The organism is Chryseobacterium luquanense (genome assembly GCF_026460945.1).
Lineage (GTDB): Bacteria > Bacteroidota > Bacteroidia > Flavobacteriales > Weeksellaceae > Chryseobacterium > Chryseobacterium luquanense.
This window is the reverse complement of record NZ_JAOVZV010000017.1, coordinates 99,022-116,983: the sequence shown is the minus strand read 5'-3', so window position 1 is coordinate 116,983 and position 17,962 is coordinate 99,022. Positions and strand designations below refer to the sequence as shown.

19 protein-coding genes and 1 tRNA gene are annotated in these 17,962 nt (G+C 33.0%); 4 read left to right on the top strand and 16 right to left on the bottom strand.

Annotated elements, in window-relative coordinates; all coding sequences use genetic code 11:
- Positions 1-40 precede the first annotated feature (40 nt).
- From yajC to OEA66_RS15475, 3 genes are read right to left on the bottom strand one after another with little or no spacing between them, the layout of a single operon-like run.
- Positions 41-391 (bottom strand): preprotein translocase subunit YajC, encoded by a 351-nt coding sequence (gene yajC / locus OEA66_RS15485; protein ID WP_267282239.1) that lies wholly within the window; start codon positions 389-391, stop codon positions 41-43.
- Positions 392-401: 10 nt separating this feature from the next.
- Positions 402-920, bottom strand: coding sequence for a DUF1573 domain-containing protein (locus OEA66_RS15480; protein WP_267266994.1), 519 nt, complete (start codon positions 918-920; stop codon positions 402-404).
- A gap of 12 nt (positions 921-932) precedes the next feature.
- Complete coding sequence (locus OEA66_RS15475) at positions 933-1,838, bottom strand: transcription antitermination protein NusB (protein WP_267282238.1); 906 nt, start codon at positions 1,836-1,838, stop codon at positions 933-935.
- A gap of 90 nt (positions 1,839-1,928) precedes the next feature.
- Between OEA66_RS15475 and OEA66_RS15470 the strand changes: the two genes are divergently transcribed.
- A complete protein-coding gene (locus tag OEA66_RS15470) occupies positions 1,929-3,590 on the top strand; it encodes an ABC transporter ATP-binding protein (protein ID WP_267282237.1) in 1,662 nt (553 codons plus the stop codon).
- A 99-nt stretch (positions 3,591-3,689) separates the two neighbouring features.
- The gene (locus tag OEA66_RS15465) at positions 3,690-4,025 is read left to right on the top strand and encodes a DUF3276 family protein (protein WP_029295477.1); all 336 of its coding nucleotides are present in this window, start codon (positions 3,690-3,692) and stop codon (positions 4,023-4,025) included.
- A 140-nt stretch (positions 4,026-4,165) separates the two neighbouring features.
- Here the strand turns inward: OEA66_RS15465 and OEA66_RS15460 are convergent.
- The 11 genes from OEA66_RS15460 to OEA66_RS15410 all read right to left on the bottom strand — a co-directional run bounded on the left by OEA66_RS15460 (position 4,166) and on the right by OEA66_RS15410 (position 14,676).
- A tRNA-His gene (locus tag OEA66_RS15460) sits at positions 4,166-4,241 on the bottom strand.
- A gap of 36 nt (positions 4,242-4,277) precedes the next feature.
- Positions 4,278-4,997, bottom strand: a complete 720-nt coding sequence (gene bshB1 / locus OEA66_RS15455; RefSeq protein WP_267282236.1) for a bacillithiol biosynthesis deacetylase BshB1 — start codon at positions 4,995-4,997, stop codon at positions 4,278-4,280.
- 129 nt (positions 4,998-5,126) lie between these two features.
- Positions 5,127-6,773: a tetratricopeptide repeat protein gene (locus OEA66_RS15450; RefSeq protein ID WP_267282235.1), complete on the bottom strand. Its 1,647-nt coding sequence runs from the start codon at positions 6,771-6,773 to the stop codon at positions 5,127-5,129.
- Between the two features lie 103 nt (positions 6,774-6,876).
- Complete coding sequence (locus OEA66_RS15445; protein ID WP_267282234.1) at positions 6,877-7,749, bottom strand: PstS family phosphate ABC transporter substrate-binding protein; 873 nt, start codon at positions 7,747-7,749, stop codon at positions 6,877-6,879.
- Positions 7,739-7,927: a DUF308 domain-containing protein gene (locus tag OEA66_RS15440; RefSeq protein ID WP_267267000.1), complete on the bottom strand. Its 189-nt coding sequence runs from the start codon at positions 7,925-7,927 to the stop codon at positions 7,739-7,741. The genes OEA66_RS15445 and OEA66_RS15440 overlap by 11 nt, the downstream gene beginning before the upstream one ends.
- 73 nt (positions 7,928-8,000) lie before the next feature.
- A complete protein-coding gene (locus OEA66_RS15435; protein WP_267282233.1) occupies positions 8,001-8,843 on the bottom strand; it encodes an energy transducer TonB in 843 nt (280 codons plus the stop codon).
- Between the two features lie 42 nt (positions 8,844-8,885).
- Positions 8,886-9,428, bottom strand: a complete 543-nt coding sequence (locus OEA66_RS15430; RefSeq protein ID WP_267282232.1) for an ExbD/TolR family protein — start codon at positions 9,426-9,428, stop codon at positions 8,886-8,888.
- 13 nt (positions 9,429-9,441) lie between these two features.
- Positions 9,442-10,050 (bottom strand): ExbD/TolR family protein, encoded by a 609-nt coding sequence (locus OEA66_RS15425; RefSeq protein WP_267267003.1) that lies wholly within the window; start codon positions 10,048-10,050, stop codon positions 9,442-9,444.
- A gap of 60 nt (positions 10,051-10,110) precedes the next feature.
- Complete coding sequence (locus OEA66_RS15420) at positions 10,111-10,974, bottom strand: MotA/TolQ/ExbB proton channel family protein (RefSeq protein ID WP_267267004.1); 864 nt, start codon at positions 10,972-10,974, stop codon at positions 10,111-10,113.
- A gap of 238 nt (positions 10,975-11,212) precedes the next feature.
- Positions 11,213-14,026 carry a leucine--tRNA ligase gene (gene leuS, locus OEA66_RS15415; protein WP_267282231.1) on the bottom strand — a complete coding sequence of 938 codons (2,814 nt, stop codon included), beginning with the start codon at positions 14,024-14,026 and terminating at the stop codon, positions 11,213-11,215.
- A 182-nt stretch (positions 14,027-14,208) separates the two neighbouring features.
- Entirely contained in the window at positions 14,209-14,676 is a 468-nt protein-coding gene (locus tag OEA66_RS15410; protein ID WP_267282230.1) for a lipocalin family protein, read from the bottom strand.
- Positions 14,677-14,819: 143 nt separating this feature from the next.
- Here OEA66_RS15410 and OEA66_RS15405 point away from each other — a divergent pair, with 143 nt between their 5' ends.
- Both OEA66_RS15405 and OEA66_RS15400 read left to right on the top strand, forming a co-directional pair.
- Entirely contained in the window at positions 14,820-15,572 is a 753-nt protein-coding gene (locus OEA66_RS15405) for a glycosyltransferase family 2 protein (RefSeq protein ID WP_267282229.1), read from the top strand.
- Positions 15,572-16,198: a deoxyuridine 5'-triphosphate nucleotidohydrolase gene (locus OEA66_RS15400; protein ID WP_267282228.1), complete on the top strand. Its 627-nt coding sequence runs from the start codon at positions 15,572-15,574 to the stop codon at positions 16,196-16,198. The genes OEA66_RS15405 and OEA66_RS15400 overlap by 1 nt, the downstream gene beginning before the upstream one ends.
- Here the strand turns inward: OEA66_RS15400 and OEA66_RS15395 are convergent.
- Positions 16,190-17,428, bottom strand: a complete 1,239-nt coding sequence (locus OEA66_RS15395) for a 3-deoxy-D-manno-octulosonic acid transferase (protein ID WP_267282227.1) — start codon at positions 17,426-17,428, stop codon at positions 16,190-16,192. The genes OEA66_RS15400 and OEA66_RS15395 overlap by 9 nt on opposite strands.
- The gene (locus OEA66_RS15390) at positions 17,428-17,943 is read right to left on the bottom strand and encodes a hypothetical protein (RefSeq protein WP_267282226.1); all 516 of its coding nucleotides are present in this window, start codon (positions 17,941-17,943) and stop codon (positions 17,428-17,430) included. The genes OEA66_RS15395 and OEA66_RS15390 overlap by 1 nt, the downstream gene beginning before the upstream one ends.
- Between the last annotated feature and the right edge of the window lie 19 nt (positions 17,944-17,962).

Genomic DNA, 17,962 nt, shown 5'->3' with positions numbered 1-17,962 from the left:
CCCCCCCCCGCCGAAACACAATATTATTAAAAACTAAAAATTATTTCTTTTCAGTTTCTGTAACTTCTTTTTTGTCAGCTGTAGCTTTGTCACCAAATCTGGTCGCTGTAAATTCTCTTGATATAGCTGCTTTCTCAAATTTCAATTTTCCGGAAAGTGTTTCAATAACAATTCCATCCTCCTGAATCTGAGCAATTCTTCCGTGAAGACCAGAAGTAAGTACTACTCTGCTTCCCACTTTCAGTTCTTCCTGAAATTTTTTCTCCTGCTTCTGTTTTTTCATCTGTGGTCTGATCATCAGGAAATAAAACCCGACAACCATTACTCCCATCATCATCAACATGGTGGTAGAGTTTCCTTGAGGTGCAGCTTGTAAAAATAATGTCAACATAAATATTTAATTATGGTTGAACATTAGCATTAAATGTCAATTTTACAGGAGCATTTTCTACGTTAGCAAAAACGTCTGCATATTTATTTACAGCACCGTCAAAGTTTGCAGAATCAAAGCTCAAAGTAATTTTTCCTTTTTTTCCCGGCATAATTGGTTCTTTTGTAAATTCAGGAGCTGTACATCCACATCCAGGTTTTACTTCAGAAATAATTAATGGGTTTGTACCTGTATTGGTCACTTCGTAAACGTGGTTTACTTTAGATCCTTTTTTGATATTTCCAAAATCGAAATTGCTTTCAGATAATGCAATTGTAGTTGTAGGCTGATTAGATTTTACAGGAGCCGCAACTTCACCACCCACTGCAGCAGGAGTTACAGGTGCAACTGTAGAATCAGTTGAAGGAGCATTTGTAGAATCTACACCAGCAACTGCAGAATTTTCTGCTGTTTTGTTTTCTTCTTTTTTACAAGAAACTAATCCGAAGCCAATAATAGACAAAGCGATAATTGATAACGTCTTTTTCATATTAAATTATATTTATATTCTATTTAAATCTTTACAATATTTATCTAAGATTCCGTTGATGAATATATTTGATCTGTCAGTAGCAAATACTTTTGCAATCTCGATATATTCGTTAATAATAACTCTTGAAGGTGTAAAAGGAAAATTATCAAGCTCAGAAATGGCAGTCGTTAAAATCACTTTATCCATCAATCCTACTCTTTCCAAATCCCAGTTTTCTAAACGCTCAGAAAGTTTTTTCTCATTTCCTTCCCAATTATTTAAAGTATGTCTCAGCAATTTACTTGCGAAAGTTTTGTCTTCTTCATCTTTAATCATTTTAATTAAAGTTCTGCTTTCTTCATCTTCTTTCAAGAAACCGATTGTCTTCTGAACCATTGAATTAGCAATATGAATATCATCTGACCACGTAAGCTCTCTATCACTTATATAATCATGAAAATCATCATTTTCAGCAATATATCTTAAAAACAATTTACCAATAAATTTTTGATCTTCCTCGAAAGAATAACCTTCTTCTTTCATAAAATCCTGATAACGCTTTCCGGCAGTCATTCGTTGGAAAGTTTTCACCAACATATCATCATGCAAATCCCATTTCAAATCTTTATGCTGACCAGAAAAGAACAGTCTTTCAGGGTTTTCCTCAAGCTTTTTTAAAACCTGATTATTGATAAATTTTTGGTTGGGGTTGACCTCTGAATCAGTTTTAAGGTATTTGTTCTTACCAATTTCCATTTGATTTTCTGCAAGATCTTTCAGACCTACCAAAAAATTCAACTGAAAAATATAGAGATTATAGATTTTCTCTATTCCCGAAAACATGTTCTTTTCTAAAACATCAAATTTTATCGGATTTTGGTAGTACGAATACACACTTTCTACTACTTTTTCACGGATTTGTCTTCTTCCTAACATTCAAAGAGCTTTTTATGGGTGCAAAGATATGAAATTTAAAATTCATGAAATTCTCAGTCTGCTTCAATTTTTGTAATTTTGTGAAAGTTTATGAAAGCACTGAAAACTCTGAACCCTTACTTTTGGAAGCACAAAATATTATTGTTTTGGGGGTTACTATTCATCATCGCCAGTAATTTTTTCAATATATATAAAGTACAGTTTGTCGGAAAATCTGTTGATGAATTGACAAAACATGGAAATCTTGGCTTCAATAAGCAGGTTTTGATCTACGTTGCCATTATTGTCGGCTGTTCACTTCTTACAGGATTTTTCACTTTTATGATGCGACAGACCATTATTGTTGCTTCAAGAAGAATTGAATACGAACTGAAAAATAAAATTTACAGACATTATCAGGAATTATCCTTAACTGATTATAAACAAACGACCATCGGAGATTTAATGAACCGATTAAGCGAAGATATTGTTGCGGTAAGAATGTATTTGGGACCGGGAGTAATGTATGTTGTCAATTTGGTGGTCCTATTGTTGATTACGAGTGTATATATGCTAAAAACTGACGTATCTATGACAGTTTGGACGTTGCTACCTCTTCCTATTCTATCTTTTATTATATTTAAAGTAAGTTCAATTATAAATAAAAAATCAAAAGTGATGCAGAAAAGTCAGTCTGCGATTTCCACTTTTGTACAGGACAGTTTTTCTGGAATCCGAGTGGTAAAATATTTTGCAAAAGAAAAATACATTCAAAAAAATTACGGAATCAAGGTTAGTGATTATCAGGATAAAGCTTTAGATTTAGCAAAAACTGAAGCCTATTTCTTTACGATTATTTTATTCGTAATCGGTTTATTGAATGTTGCCGTCATTTTAATTGGTGGCCAAAAATACATTGCAGGAGAATTGACGGTAGGTAAAATTGCTGATTTCTTCATGTATATCAACATTTTGATTTGGCCGTTTTCAATGGTGGGTTGGGTAACTTCAATTAACCAAAGAGCGGAAGCTTCAATGCAGAGAATTAATGAGTTTATGGAAAAACAATCAGAGATTTATAATAAAAACTTTGAAAACTATCCTATTAAAGGAGATATTGAGTTCAGAAATGTTTCTTACATTTATCCAAATACAGGAATTAAAGCTTTAGATAATTTAAGTTTTAAAATAGAAGCCGGAAAATCTTTAGCCATTATGGGAAAAACCGGAAGCGGAAAATCTACTATTGCTTTACTTCTATGCAGATTGATTGATCCTACTGAAGGCGAAATTTTAATTGACGGTAAAAATTTAAAGGAACATAACTTAGAAAATTATAGAAATTTCATCGGATATATTCCTCAGGAAAGTTATCTTTTTTCAGATACTATCGAGCATAATATTGGTTTCTCTATTGACAATCCTACTCACGAAAAAGTTGTTGAATATTCTAAAATTGCAGATGTTCACAAAAACATTATTGAGTTTAAAGATCAGTACAAAACGCTTGTCGGTGAACGTGGAGTAATGCTTTCGGGAGGTCAGAAACAAAGAATTTGTATTGCTAGAGCCCTAATTAAGAACCCAAACATCATTATTTTTGACGATTCACTTTCCGCTTTAGATACAGAAACCGAACAAAATATCCTTGAAAATATTGACACAAAAATAGATAATGCAACATCTATAATTATCACGCACAGAGAGTCTAGCGCTCAAAGAGCCGATAAAATCCTTAATCTTAGCGAAATTACCAATTCTGCAACTGGTTAGCCAAAACATTTTGAATTGTTAAATAAATCATAAAAAAAACTTTGTGATTAAAAGAAATATTTTATATTTGTTCTTAACAAGATTAAAAAATATCTAATAATGAGTGAATACAAGGAACGCCATGAAAATGAAATTTTCACTAAGGTGTTAAAAGCGGGGAGAAGAACTTATTTCTTTGATGTGCGCGAGACGAAAGCAGGAGATTATTATCTTACGATTACCGAAAGCAAAAAGAATTTCGGAGAGAATGGAGAAGCGACATTCGAGAAGCATAAAATTTATCTTTACAAAGAAGATTTTAAAAGTTTTCAGGAGATGTTTAATGAGTCCACAGATTTCATCATTAATGAAAAGGGTGAGGATGTTATTTCAGAAAAGCATGATAAAGACTTTAAAAGCAGAACTTACACCATTGATTCTGACGACGAAGTTTAGCTAAAAGAATTTCTAAAAACACAAGCATCTTGAGAAAAGGATGCTTTTTTTATGTCTGAATTTAAATAAATCTCAATAATTTTCATCAATATTATTGCATAAAAAAACACATTTTCAATGAAGAAAATGTGTTCAAATGTGGGTGAATGAGGGGTCTCGAACCCCCGACCTCCGGAACCACAATCCGGCGCTCTAACCAACTGAGCTACAATCACCGTTTTTGGTGGTGCAAATATAAGAAAGAATTTTTAATTACAAAATAATTCCGTCAAAATTTTTCAAAGCAAGCAACTTTTCTGTGGTAAACCCTTCTGCATAGGTAACCCCAGATAATCTTCCAAGATCTTGAGCACGGTACGTCAAGCTTTCATAAAAGTCTTTTGATGTAATTGGAGTTTCTGGTTCTGTTGATTTTGGATCGTAAAACTGAGTTTTAAATGCCATACAAGCTTCCAATTTTTTCTCTAGATGTTCTGAAATATCAATTACAAATTCCGGCTCAACATTTTTCCATTGAATATAATGGAAAATTTGTTTTGGTCTCCAAACTTCTTGAACTTCCCCGTCAAGTGTTGTTTCAATTTTTCTTAAACCAGATAAAAAGCACGCATCCGACACTAATTTCGCAGCTTTTGCATGATCTGGATGTCTATCATCAATTGCATTAGCTAAGACGATTTCCGGACGGTATTTGCGGATCATTTTTACAATCTCCATTTGATATTCTTCAGAATTGACCAAAAAACCATCTTTCAACCCCAAATTTTCTCTTGCAGCAACTCCTAATATTTTTGCCGACTCAGCTGCTTCTTCTTTTCTTGTAAGGTCAGTTCCCCGAGTTCCTAACTCGCCTTTCGTTAAATCAACAATAACGCAGGTTTTTCCTTCTGAAATTAATTTTGCTATTGTTCCACCACATCCCAGTTCCACATCATCAGGATGAGCTCCAAAAGCAAGTATATCTGTTTTCATTTATTTAAATTTTGTAAACACTCATGTTAAATTGAGAGTCTATATCGATTTTCCAAAGGTAAGATTTAAACAAAAACTTCCCAAACATTACGAATGGGAAGTTTTTATATGTATAATTTAAATTTTAAATTACTTATTGATTTCTGAATTTAATTTTACAGCATCTTGATATGTAGGATCTAACTGCAAAGATTTTGCAACATAGTCTTTAGCTTTAGCCAAATCTTTATCTTTTTCAAGATAAGCTACCGCAAAATATGCATATGCAAGAGTTTGTTTATTAGCTTCAACATCTGCTGGTTTTACAGTAGAAATAAATTTCTCGTAAGAAATTTTTGCCGCATCATTATTACCTCCCTGTTGGTATGCATACCCCTGACTGTAGTAAGCTGGAGCCCAATCTGGAAGCAAACCACTCATCTTTTGCCAAGTTAACACAGCTCCATTCCAGTTTTTAGCATCCTGATAAGCATTTGCTAATTTGTACAATGCATCAGAATCTTGAGGGTTCGCTGCAACTTGTTTTTTCAAAGCTTCAATTGCCGGATTAGTTGGTCCTGCATCTACTGAAGCCTGAGAAGCTCCTCCTCCATTGATTTTAGCCAATTCCATATCCCATTTCAAAGTTTCATCTTTAGCTCCTTTTGCAATGGCAATTTTCTGTTGAGATTCTGCTTGCAAAGCTGATTTTTTAGTTGCGTCAGTTTCAGTTTTAGCTAAACCTGCAGCAATTAGTCCCATCAAGCCTTGATCAGCAGGTTGAACTCTTGATTTTTCTGCCTGAGATACAAAAGTATCAATATTTTGTTTAGCTTCTGCATATTTTCCATCTGCATAATCTACGTAAGCTCTCAATTTAAATTTGATAGGATCATTGATTTTATCAAAAATCTTATCTAAAATAGCTTTAGAATTTGCATAATCTTCATTGGTAAAATACAATTTTGCAATCTCTAACTGTGTGTAAGGATCTTCATCAGCATATTTTGTATAGTTGATCAAATCCTGAGTTGCTTTAGCATTTTCTTGATACTTGATATTATAAGCAGCTATTGCTTTATAAGCCGGTGCATAAGTTGCATCTGTTGCAACCGCCTTATCTAAACTCGTTTTAGCTTGTTGCCATTGTTGGGCCGCCATCCAAAGTGTACCAATTCTTGTATGAACTGAAGCTTTATTTTTAGCTAAAGGCAAAGCTTTGTCGTAAGCTGACATCGCATCTCCAGGGACTCTCTTTAATCTGTAAGCGTCTCCTAAAGTATAATAGTAATATGCCGGAACTTCTTTCTTAGAAGCTCTTTCAATAGCTTTATTCAAAAACTGAATTGCCAAATCTGGAGAGTTATTTTTCTCAAATAAAGTTAATGCTTCTGCAGCTCTATATTGAACTTCTGCATCTTTTTCTTTAGAATCAGCAATTTTTTGAATTTCAGCAATAGCAGACTTATCTCCTTTTCCTAATTTAACAGTTGCTAAACCGATTTGGTTTAAATAGCTTTTCTTATCAGCTGCTAAACCTTTATTGAAGTTTTCTGTAGCCGAAGCAAAATCTGGTTCTGCTTGTCTTAAGAAAGTATTTCCTAAGTAAAAATAGTTTTCTGCTGTAGGTTCTTTTGCTATCATTGCAGAGAAATTGGTTTTTGCAGCAGCGAATTTATCGCTATCAATACTGTTTATACCGTCTTGCAATGTTTGTGCAAAAGCAAAATTGGTAAAAAATACCACTGATGCTCCTAAAGCAATCTTCTTTACATTCATAATCATTATATCTTTCATTATTATTTTAAACTTTTCTATTTTAAAAAACCGAATTACAATTACACAATTTTCAGACCAAAATAATATATTTAAATTGTATAAAAGCTAATATTAAGATTTTTTAACGCATTTGAACTTCACGTTTATAGATATTATAAGGTTGTAATCCTTCTTTTTCAACAATCATCTGACCTAACTGCGTACAAGAATATCTGATAAAACCATTGGCAATGTTAAAATTACCTTCATTTGTTAAGAAATAAAGAACTCTTGTAAAAGGATATTTCATTTCACTAAGACCATTAAAATCCGGAGAATATGATTTACCATTATTAACAACAGGAAGAATTTTAATCATGTCTCTCAATTTCTGAGCTTCTTTATCATAAGGTCTGCTAATTGTGTTTAAACCAATTACACCAATTTTATTTGGATATTTATTTAATTCTTCAATAACATTGATACTACCGGGAATAATAGAAAACTTAAGATCTTTCGGCTGCTTTTTAAGCTTTTGAGCAACGAAATTTAAATTACTTGAGTTTGTTCCGTCAAAAACAAAATTCTTTTCATCTGACTGTAACCCTGCAGTTATTTCCTCCATCGTAATGCTTGATTTCTCAGAATCTTTAGGAACAAAGAAAACAACAGCATCTGCTGCAAACTTGGCAGGAATGATTTTTAAATCTACTTTATCTTCGTAAGCCTTAATTTCTTCAGGAGATAATTCTTTAGACATTACAGAAATCCTAACTTTATCATTCAATAAATCAAGAAAACCTAAATCTTCTTTGTTGGTAACCACTTTGATTTTAGTCTCGGGATAGCTAATCATATATCCTTCTACCAAAGCTTCAGTTACACTCTTAAAAGATTCATCAGTTGAAATTGTCATTTCTCCTTTATTGTAGGAAACTTTTGATTCAGTTTTTTTTGAACAACCCACAATAAATAAAACAGATAAAATAAACAATGATTTAATACTATTCTTCATCTTCTTCGGTGCTTCTAAATTTAGAAATTGCTCTCCAGATTCTGAAAATTCCGTATAGAATTAATACAGCTCCTAATGAATAAGCATAAATAGGTTCGAGGAATTTATAAATCATCATTACGATTCCTAAGACAACGTAACAGATTCCTGCGACTAAGGATAACCAATTGAACATCATACAACAAAAATATTAAAAAAAATAAAAAGAGAAGCATAAGCTTCTCTTTTTTAATTATTATTTAAAATAAATATTACCCTTCAAAATTCATTGAAACCGGGAATCTAAAACGTAAACGTACAGATTGTCCATTGATTTTTCCAGGAGTCCATTTATTTTTAATAGACTTGATTGTTCTAACAGCTTCAGCATTAAAGTCTGAGTTTTTACCGTTAGCTTTTATGTCTGTAATTGATCCGTCTCTTTCAACAACGAAAGTAATTTCAGATTTCACAGCACCTTCATCACCGTTCATCGCAGATCCATCAAAACTATTTTGGAATTTATTTCTAAAAGCATTAATACCTCCAGGGAATTCCGCATTTTGTTCTACTTCATTATAAATCTGTGTATCACTCACTTGAGGTTTTACTTCAGCAGTTGAAGCTTTTGTTCCTGTAGATGGTGGTGGTGGTGGTGGTGTATAAGCTGGAGCTACAACACCTTTTTGATTTTCCAAACCTGTAGTAGTTTTCAATTGCTCAGAAATTGGAGGTGGCGGAGTCTCTACTTTTGGAGCTTTCACCGGTTCCGGAACTACATTTTGGATAATTTCAATTTTTTCCTCTTCCACTGGTGGCGGAGGTGGTGGTGGTTCTTCTTCTTTTGGCTGCTCAATAATTGGATCCTCTTCAATGATTTCCATCAATTCAGAGTTTACAACTTTTGGTGGCTCTGCATTCATATTCTTAATCGTCATATAAATGAAAGGAGACAAAGCAGTCACCAAGAATAATCCTGTACCTATAATAAAAGACTTTGTCAGCAATCTAGGATACTGATGTCTTATGTCATAAGCACCATATTCTTTATTTCTATTTTCAAATACAATCTCGTCTAAAGTAAGATTTTGACTGTAAATATTTTCATCTGCCATTGTATTGCAAATTTAAATGTTAAATTACTCTGCAGTAACTAATTAGTTACCTACTTTCTTGTCGTAGATAGCTTTTTCATAAGGCTTAAGGTCGGTTACACCGTACCTCTCACTTTTTGTAATTGCCATCTCGTCAAGAATATCTACAAAGTTCTTATATACTGCATCGTCAGTAGGCTTAATAATCACTGTAAACAGATCTTTCTTTTTAGCCCTTGCTTTTGCTTGCTTAATTACTTCTCTAATACCCTCTCTATCTGAAGAAGTTTCATTCATCGTCTGATCATTAAGACCCGCAGGATCTTGCTGATGCCAAAAAATCTTATTATCCTTTCCTAATAATAGGGTAATTGAATTAGATAAATCAATTTCTGTTGGTGGTGGTTGTGGCTTTGTAGGATCCGGTTTTGCCGGAAGACCCAAATCCATCACATTCGGTTTACTAAACGTTGATGTAAACATAAAGAACATCAATAGTAAGAAATTAAGGTCAACCATTGGTGTCATATCGACAGCCGGGTTGTTTTTCTTGGATCTAACTTTGCCTCCTTTGGCGCTGTTGTCCTGTACTTGTACTTGTGCCATTTCTTCTTATTAATTATTCGTTAGGTTTACCTTCTTGTGACGTAATCAACCAAAATTTAAGAAAATTAATATCTCTTAAACCCTCAAATAAACTTTTCACTTTAGGATATTCTGTTGTAACATCACCCTTGATTGCTAATTTGTAATCAGGCTTAACGCTTAAACTTTGTTCTACCCAGTCTATTAATTGCTTATTGGTACTATCCATCGGAATCCCAGTAGGACTCTTATAACTTTTTTGCTCATCTTCTGGCAAATCCAAATAGCTTTTCAATTGGCTCATAGGAACACCAATAGATTGTACTTTTTGGAAAGATGCTTTTTGATTATTGTCAAAAGTAACATTGTACTTTTTACCCATTTTTTCTAAAAGCTCTAATCTCTCTGTTGCATTTTCTACTGGCTGGAAATAAAATTTTCCGTCCGGAGTAGCATTAATAGTCATTAAACTTGCATCAGGAAGTAACTTCTCTGAGATTGAAGATGGCGGTTTGATTTGCTCCACGTCAGGTTTTTTAAACTGAGTGGTCATAATAAAGAACGTAAGTAGTAGGAACGTAACGTCGCACATTGCGGTCATATCCGTAACTACACCATGTCTTTTTGGTTTTATTCTCGCCATTATTAATTATCTAATTATTAAAACTTCTTTTTTTGTGTAAAAACACAGGCTCACTATTTCTTAGTGAAATTCTGCAAAAGACTGCTGAATACTCATAGCGATCTCATCGATCTTATAAGTCAATCCGTCAATTTTAGAAGTAAAGAAGTTGTAAAGGATAATTGCTACTGCAGAAGTACCAATACCTAATGCCGTGTTGATCAAGGCTTCAGAAATACCGATTGATAATGCAGCCGCATCCGGAGTACCACCTCCAGCTCCTAAAGCGAAGAATGCTCTAATCATACCGATTACCGTTCCCAATAGTGCTACTAATGTTGCAACAGTACCTAAAGTAGAAAGGATCATCATGTTTTTCTCTAACATTGGCATCTCAAGAGTTGTAGCCTCTTCGATAGCTTTGTTTAGAGCAACCATTTTCTGCTCTTTATTAAGAGTAGTATCGTGAGCTAAAGCTTTGTAAGTTGTAAGACCTTCTTTTACAACATTCCCTACAGAACCTTGTTGTCTGTCACACTCTTCTAAAGCTTCGTCAACTTTATTGCTATTTAATAAACTTCTTACTTTTACTACGAAGTTATCTACGTTACCTGCACCTGAAGCTTTGCTCAAAACAAAATATCTTTCAAATGAGAAAACGATTACAGTAATCATGAATGTTACCAATAACGGTACAATAATACCTCCCATGTAGATCATTCCCAAAAATCCTTCAGGATGCATCTCTTTACCTTCTACATCAGAAAATGCTACTGACGCACCTGCCAATCTTGGATCAGCCTTAAAGTTACCCGGGCTACCCAATACGAATAACCAAATACAAATTCCTATAACCAATAGAATAGGAATAATTACAGCTGGATTAAGACCTCCTGCTTTTCTAGCAACTACTTGCTCATCACTTTTTGAAACATTCATTTCCATATTTAACTAAATTATATTGTTTTAAAATTTTAAAGTTGTAAAATAAAGGCAAAATTAATTAAAATGCAATAGTATCAAATAACATTTTGCCTTTTTTTGATAACGATAATTTGATAAGATTCCGATATCGTAATTATTTTTAAATATTTTATTAATTTTTATCATTTTGAGAAAATACATTAGAAAATCAAAAATTTAAACTCCCTAAAATTTTGATTTTACCAATGTTAAATTTCTTTTAAATAACAATATTAACGATTTTTTTTGGCACAACAATGATTTTTTTAGGTGTTTTTCCCTCCAAGAGAGCTCCCATTTTTTCATTTTGAAGCACTAAATCTTCAACCTCTTTAGCAGATAATGTTGCAGCTAAAGGAATTTTAAATTTCATCTTCCCGTTAATGCTTACAGGATATTCAATTTCGTCTTCAATTAAATATTCTTCATTCAAAATTGGAAACTTTTCAAACTCAATTGAAGAATTATTTCCCAGCAAATTCCATACCTCTTCACAAATATGTGGTGCATAAGGGGAAATTATAACGGCTAATGGTTCTAAAATATTGCGTTTGTTACACTTTAATTTCTGCAATTCGTTTACAGCGATCATAAATGAAGATACAGAAGTATTGAAAGAGAAATTTTCAATATCATAAACCACCTTCTTTATTAAGGTATGTAAAACTTTGTATTCTTCTTTTGTAGGCTGTTCGTCTGAAACTTCAAATTGATCTTCTTTAAAAAATAGATTCCAGAATTTTTTCAGGAAACCATAAACCCCACTTAGACCTTGCGTGTTCCAAGGCTTGGATTGTTCTAACGGACCTAAAAACATTTCATACAATCTTAAACCGTCTGCCCCGTATTCTTCACAGATGTCATCAGGATTTACAACATTGTATTTTGACTTAGACATTTTTTCTACTTCACGACCTGTGATGTATTTTCCATCTTCTAAAATAAATTCTGCATCTGCATAATCTGGCCTCCAAGATTTAAAAGCTTCTGTATCTAATTCGTCAGAAATTCCTTTTAATAAAGATACATCAACGTGGATAGCCTGCGTTTGATAATCTTTTGCCAAATTTTTAGAAACATATTGATTCGTTCCTTCAACTCTGTAAACAAAAGCACTCATTCCCAAAATCATTCCTTGATTAATCAACTTTTGGAAAGGCTCATCATTATTAATATACCCTCTGTCTTTTAAAAACATATTCCAAAAACGGGAATACAATAAGTGACCGGTTGCATGCTCGCTACCTCCGATGTATAAATCTACCTGTCCCCAATAATCTGAAAGTTCTTTGTTCGTAAAAACTTCTTCATTTTTAGGATCCATATATCTAAGGAAATACCAAGAACTTCCTGCCCAACCTGGCATTGTAGACAATTCTAATGGGAAAACAGTTTTTTCGTCAATTAAATCTGTAGCAACCACTTTTTGGTTTGCTTCATCCCAAGCAAAAGTTTTTGAATTTCCTAATGGCGGATCTCCGTCTTCTGTCGGTAAATATTTTTCAACTTCAGGAAGCTCTAAAGGCAAAGCGGAAGTCGGCAATGTGTAAGGCATTCCATCCTTATAATAGATTGGAACTGGTTCTCCCCAATATCTTTGTCTTGAGAAAATCGCATCACGCTGTCTGTAGTTCGTTGTTCCGTGACCAATTCCTTTATTTTCTATTTCAGCAATTATTTTTGATTTTGCATCATTATAATTAAGACCGTTTAAGAAATCAGAATTTACACAAACAGAATCTTTAGAATCAAAAGATTTTTCCTGAATATCTTCTTCAGTCTCTACAACTTTTTTAATTTCAAGATTAAATTTCTTCGCAAATCTATGATCACGCTCGTCATGTGCAGGAACAGCCATTACAGCTCCCGTTCCGTACCCCATCAATACATAATCTGAAATATAGATTGGCATTTTTTCTCCGCTGAATGGATTGACTGCATAACTTCCCGTGAAAGCACCTGAAACGTTTTTCACATCAGACATTCTGTCTCTTTCAGTTTTTTTAGAAGTATCTTCAATATAAGTATCTACCTCAGTTTTTTGTTCGGCTGTAGTAATTGTTTCCACTAAAGGATTTTCAGGAGCCAAAACCATAAATGTTGCTCCAAAAATCGTATCAGGTCTTGTGGTGAAAACCTCAACGATTTCGTCATGACCTTCAACATTGAATCTCACCTGCGCTCCCTGAGATTTTCCGATCCAGTATTCCTGTGAATCTTTCAAAGGTTGTGGCCAGTCTAAAGTTTTAAGACCTTGTAATAATCTTTCAGAATATGCAGAAATTCTCATGCTCCATTGCATCATTTTCTTTTGGAAAACAGGGAAACCTCCTCTTTCAGATTTTCCGTCTTTTACTTCATCGTTTGCCAAAACAGTTCCTAAAGCGGGACACCAGTTTACAGTCGTTTCCGCTCTGTACGCTAAACGGTAATTTAATAAAATATCTTCTTTATCAATTTCAGAAGCATTTTTCCATTCTTCTGAAGTGAAATTTAATTCGTCGTTTTGATTGGCATTTAAACCTTCTGTTCCTTTTTCTTCGAAATGCTGAATTAAAGTTTCGATAGATTCTGCCTTGTCTGTATCTTTATTATACCAAGAGTGGAACAACTCAATGAAAATCCATTGGGTCCATTTATAATAGGAAGCGTCAGAAGTTCTTACTTCTCTGCTCCAGTCGAATGAAAAACCAATTTTTCTCAATTGCTCTTCATATCTATTAATATTTTGCTCAGTTGTAATCGCAGGATGTTGCCCTGTCTGAATTGCGTACTGTTCAGCAGGAAGCCCGAAACTATCGTAACCAACCGGGTGGAGAACGTTGAAACCTTGATGCCTCTTGTATCTCGCATAAATATCTGACGCAATATATCCAAGAGGGTGACCTACGTGAAGTCCTGCTCCAGACGGATATGGAAACATGTCGAGAACATAAAATTTTGGTTTATCTGCTTTATCGGAAGTTTTGTAAGTTTGATTGTCTTCCCAATATTTCTGCCACTTTTTTTCTATCTGCTGATGATCGTAAAACACTTTATTTATAGATATTAGATGTTAGATATTAGATATTAGATTTTTAAATCCTAATCCTAATTTTCACAAAAATAATGAATTTAAAAGAAATGGAAATTGATTTTGAATTAAATCTAATCTATTATTTAAACAAAAAAATCTCACCTTACGATGAGATTGTATATTTTGGAAAATAACTTTTGTTATTGAGCAATTCTTTTGAAAGTATACGTTGTAGACTTATAAACTGTAGGATCTGTAGTATCTTCAATTTTAAGATTTAAAGTTTGAGCATCCAACAAAGTCACTTTTCCTTTATCTGAAACAACAGTCCCTTGGTATTTGATCTCAAAATTCTTTTCTGAAGCATTATAGATATAAGAAAAATTACGCTGAGAAATTGTAGAACAAGTTGGAGTTGTGCCCGCCAAATCTTTATTAGTTCTTTGCCCAGACATATTTTCATTAAACACCCATCTTGATTCTTTTTGACAGTCTGTATAAACAATTTCATCAGAAACACCTGCTCCACTAGCTGGAACCGACGTTCTTACTTCTTTGGTTGGTGACCATGTTCCAACAAGAGGAAACACCTGCTCTGGCGTATCGTCGTCATTACATCCTGTAAAAGCTAATAATGATAATCCTGCAATTAATGCTAATTTCTTCATAGATCAAATTTTTCAAGGCTTAAAATTATGACTTTTTTTAAAATTTCAATCATTTTTTTTGAATTTTGAACTATAATTTACATTTTCTTAAAAATTCCCCGACATGACTCTATTATCAAACTCTTATATTTGTAAAAAAACACATGCCTGAAGTTTCTATCATTACGCCCTGTTACAATTCTTCTCCTTTTTTGGAAGAAACAATAAGCTCGGTAATGAATCAAACTTTTACCGATTGGGAATGGCTCATTACAGACGATCAATCGACCGACAATTCTGTTAAGATCATTCAAAAATATCAAGATTCAAGAATAAAACTGACTATTGCAGAAAAAAATGGTGGTGCAGGTCATGCAAGAAACCTTTCTTTACAGCAAGCTACAGGAAGATTTATCACTTTTTTGGATGCCGATGATTTTTGGGAACCCAATTTTATCGAAGAAATGGTTAATTTCATGAAGAAAGAAAATGCAGAAATTGCTTATTCTAACTATGCGAGATGTAATGAAAATTTAGTTCCACAAATTGAAGATTTTAAAGCTGACAAAGAAGTTACTTTTAATAATTTATTGAAAACCTGCAGGCTTTCTCTTCTGTCATCAATGTACGATTCTAAAAGAGTCGGTAAAGAATTTTTCCCCGAAGGAAGTAAGAGAGAAGATCACGTCATGTGGCTGAATTTGTTAAAGAAAATTCCTATCGGAAAACCGCTTCCAAAAACAATGGCAAAATATAGAATGCGCGAAAACAGCATTTCAAGAAAGAAACAAAATATTGTAAAAGATCAGTATCTGGTCTACAAAGATTTTATGGGATTTTCGACTTTAAAATCTTTGTATTATACAACAAACTGGGCATTGAACGGATTTATGAAGTATTCGAAAATATTTAATTAATGGAGTATTCTAAAGAATTTAAAGCAGCATTAAGTCAACTTTCAACGATTGAAAAAGACCGATTGATTTTCAGATTGCTGAGAAAAGATGAAATTTTATCTAAAAAATTATATTTTGAATTAATCGATGAAGAAACCGTTGATCAAAAGCGTGATGCTATGGAAGATTTGATTAAAGAAAAAGTAGAATATGCTTCAAAATACATCAGCAATCAAAAATATTTTATTGTACTTATCCGTAAAATAAGCGCTCAAATCACTGAGCACGTAAAAGTAACTAGCGATAAATTTGGTGACATCAGTTTGAATCTTTTATTAATCAATGAAATTCTTGAAAGTAACGAGAAACTTAGCAGACAAAGATTCAATGATGTTTACAAACTTTATCTTTACATTATCAATAAAGTAGTAAAAGCCTTAACTTTAACTAAAAAACTAGACGAAGATTACTGGATGGAAATTGATGAATATCTTTCAGTTAGTCATGAAAGAGTTACAGGCAATATTTATCTTGAAAAGCTTTTCATCAATAATGGAATCGATTTTAATTGGTTTAATACAGATAGAATCCCAGATCATTTTGATTTAATTATAAAAGATATTAAGAATCAAGGATTTCTAAAGTGATAAAATCTTTTCAATAATTAGTTTTGAAGAATCGGGTTGTTGAGCAACAAATTTCTCTGCATTCCCAGACATTTCTGCTAATTGCTTTTCATCTTTAATTAAATTTAAAACAAATTTAGCTGCCGAATTTTCTTCTTCAAAAGACCTTCCTCCTTTAGCCGAAATCAAACCATCTGCTTCAGGATTTTTCTTGTACTGATTTCCAAAAAATACAGGAACACCAAAAGTTGCCGCTTCTAAAATATTATGAAGTCCCGCATCATGGAAACCTCCTCCAACTATTGCAATATCTGCGTAAAAATAAAGTTTGGAAAGAAGTCCGATACTATCAATAATCAGAATTTGAGAGTTTGAGAGTTCAGGAACTTGAGAGTTTTTCAATTCGCTGTACAATAAAGCTTCAGGAAAAATTTCTTTTAAATTCCCTACTCTTTTTAAATCGTGTGGAGCGATTATTATTTTTAAATCATTATTCTTTTCTGAAATAATTTTGGCTATTTTTTCTTCAGATTGCCATGAACTTCCAAAGACAATTGTTTTTTTACTTCCAATAAATTCTTCAACGAAATCAACATGATTATTTCGAAGCTTCAAGTGTTTCACCCTATCAAAACGAGTATCTCCGGTTACCGAAGAATTTAGTAGACCAATACTTTTAGCCAAAACATAAGAATGCTGAGTCTGATGAAAAAACCAAGTAATATTTTGTTTTAATTGTCTCACAAACCACTTCCCATAACTTGTAAAGAAAGACTGGCTTTCATAAAATAAAGCAGAAATGACAAAAGTTTTTACATTCCTATCTTTAAGTTCAGCCAAAAGATTATACCAATAATCATATTTTACTGTAAAAAATAACTCGCAGTCAAACTGAGAAACAAATTCTTTAACTGTTTTTTTTTTATCGAAAGGAAGATAACAAACTGCATCTGCAATATGTTCTTTCTTGACAACATTTTCATAACCCGAAGGTGAAAAAAAAGTAATCAGAATTTTATGATTTGGAAAATTTTCTTTTAACTTTTCTAAAACAGGAAGTCCTTGTTCGTATTCTCCAAGACTTGCAGCGTGCATCCACAAAACCTTATCAGATTTTGAAAACCCCGATTTTACAATATTTAAAGATTGTCTTCTTCCTTCAACGCCTTTTTTAGTTTTATCATTAAACAACGACAAAACTTTCATTCCGAAAATGAGAAGATGTACAAATATGGAGTATAAAAAAGTCATTAACTTTTCGTTAAACCTCTGAAGAATTGAATTCCTCCAAAAATCACGGCTCCGTAAGCAATGAAACCTCCTTTTCCACTTGCCACAGAAACTAATGTAACAGCAAGACCACCAACAAACCAAATTCCGCCATAAAGAACGTCTTTATTTGCTTGTTTTTTTTCCAGAGCCTGTCTTTGAAACATTTGGTCACGTCTCAATTTTTCAAGCTTGTGACTTTCTTCATTTGAAATTTCAGAATAGGTAGGTAAAGAATTAAAATATTCCTGATAATTTGCAACATTTTTACTTTCAAACAATTCAGTTTCAAGTTGCGAAATAGGTTTTCCTTGAGCTTCAGAAAATGTTGTAATCAGTTTTTCGATTTCTTCATTAATTTGAATTCCTCTTCTTTTAATTTCAGAATAAGCAAGAATTACGGTTTCTTCAGTATAATATTGCCAACTTACCAAAATCTCAGAAAGCTGGAAACCTTTCGAACTTGAAATTTGAGCTAATGTCTTAGTGGTTTTCATGTTTAGTTAAAAAAATATT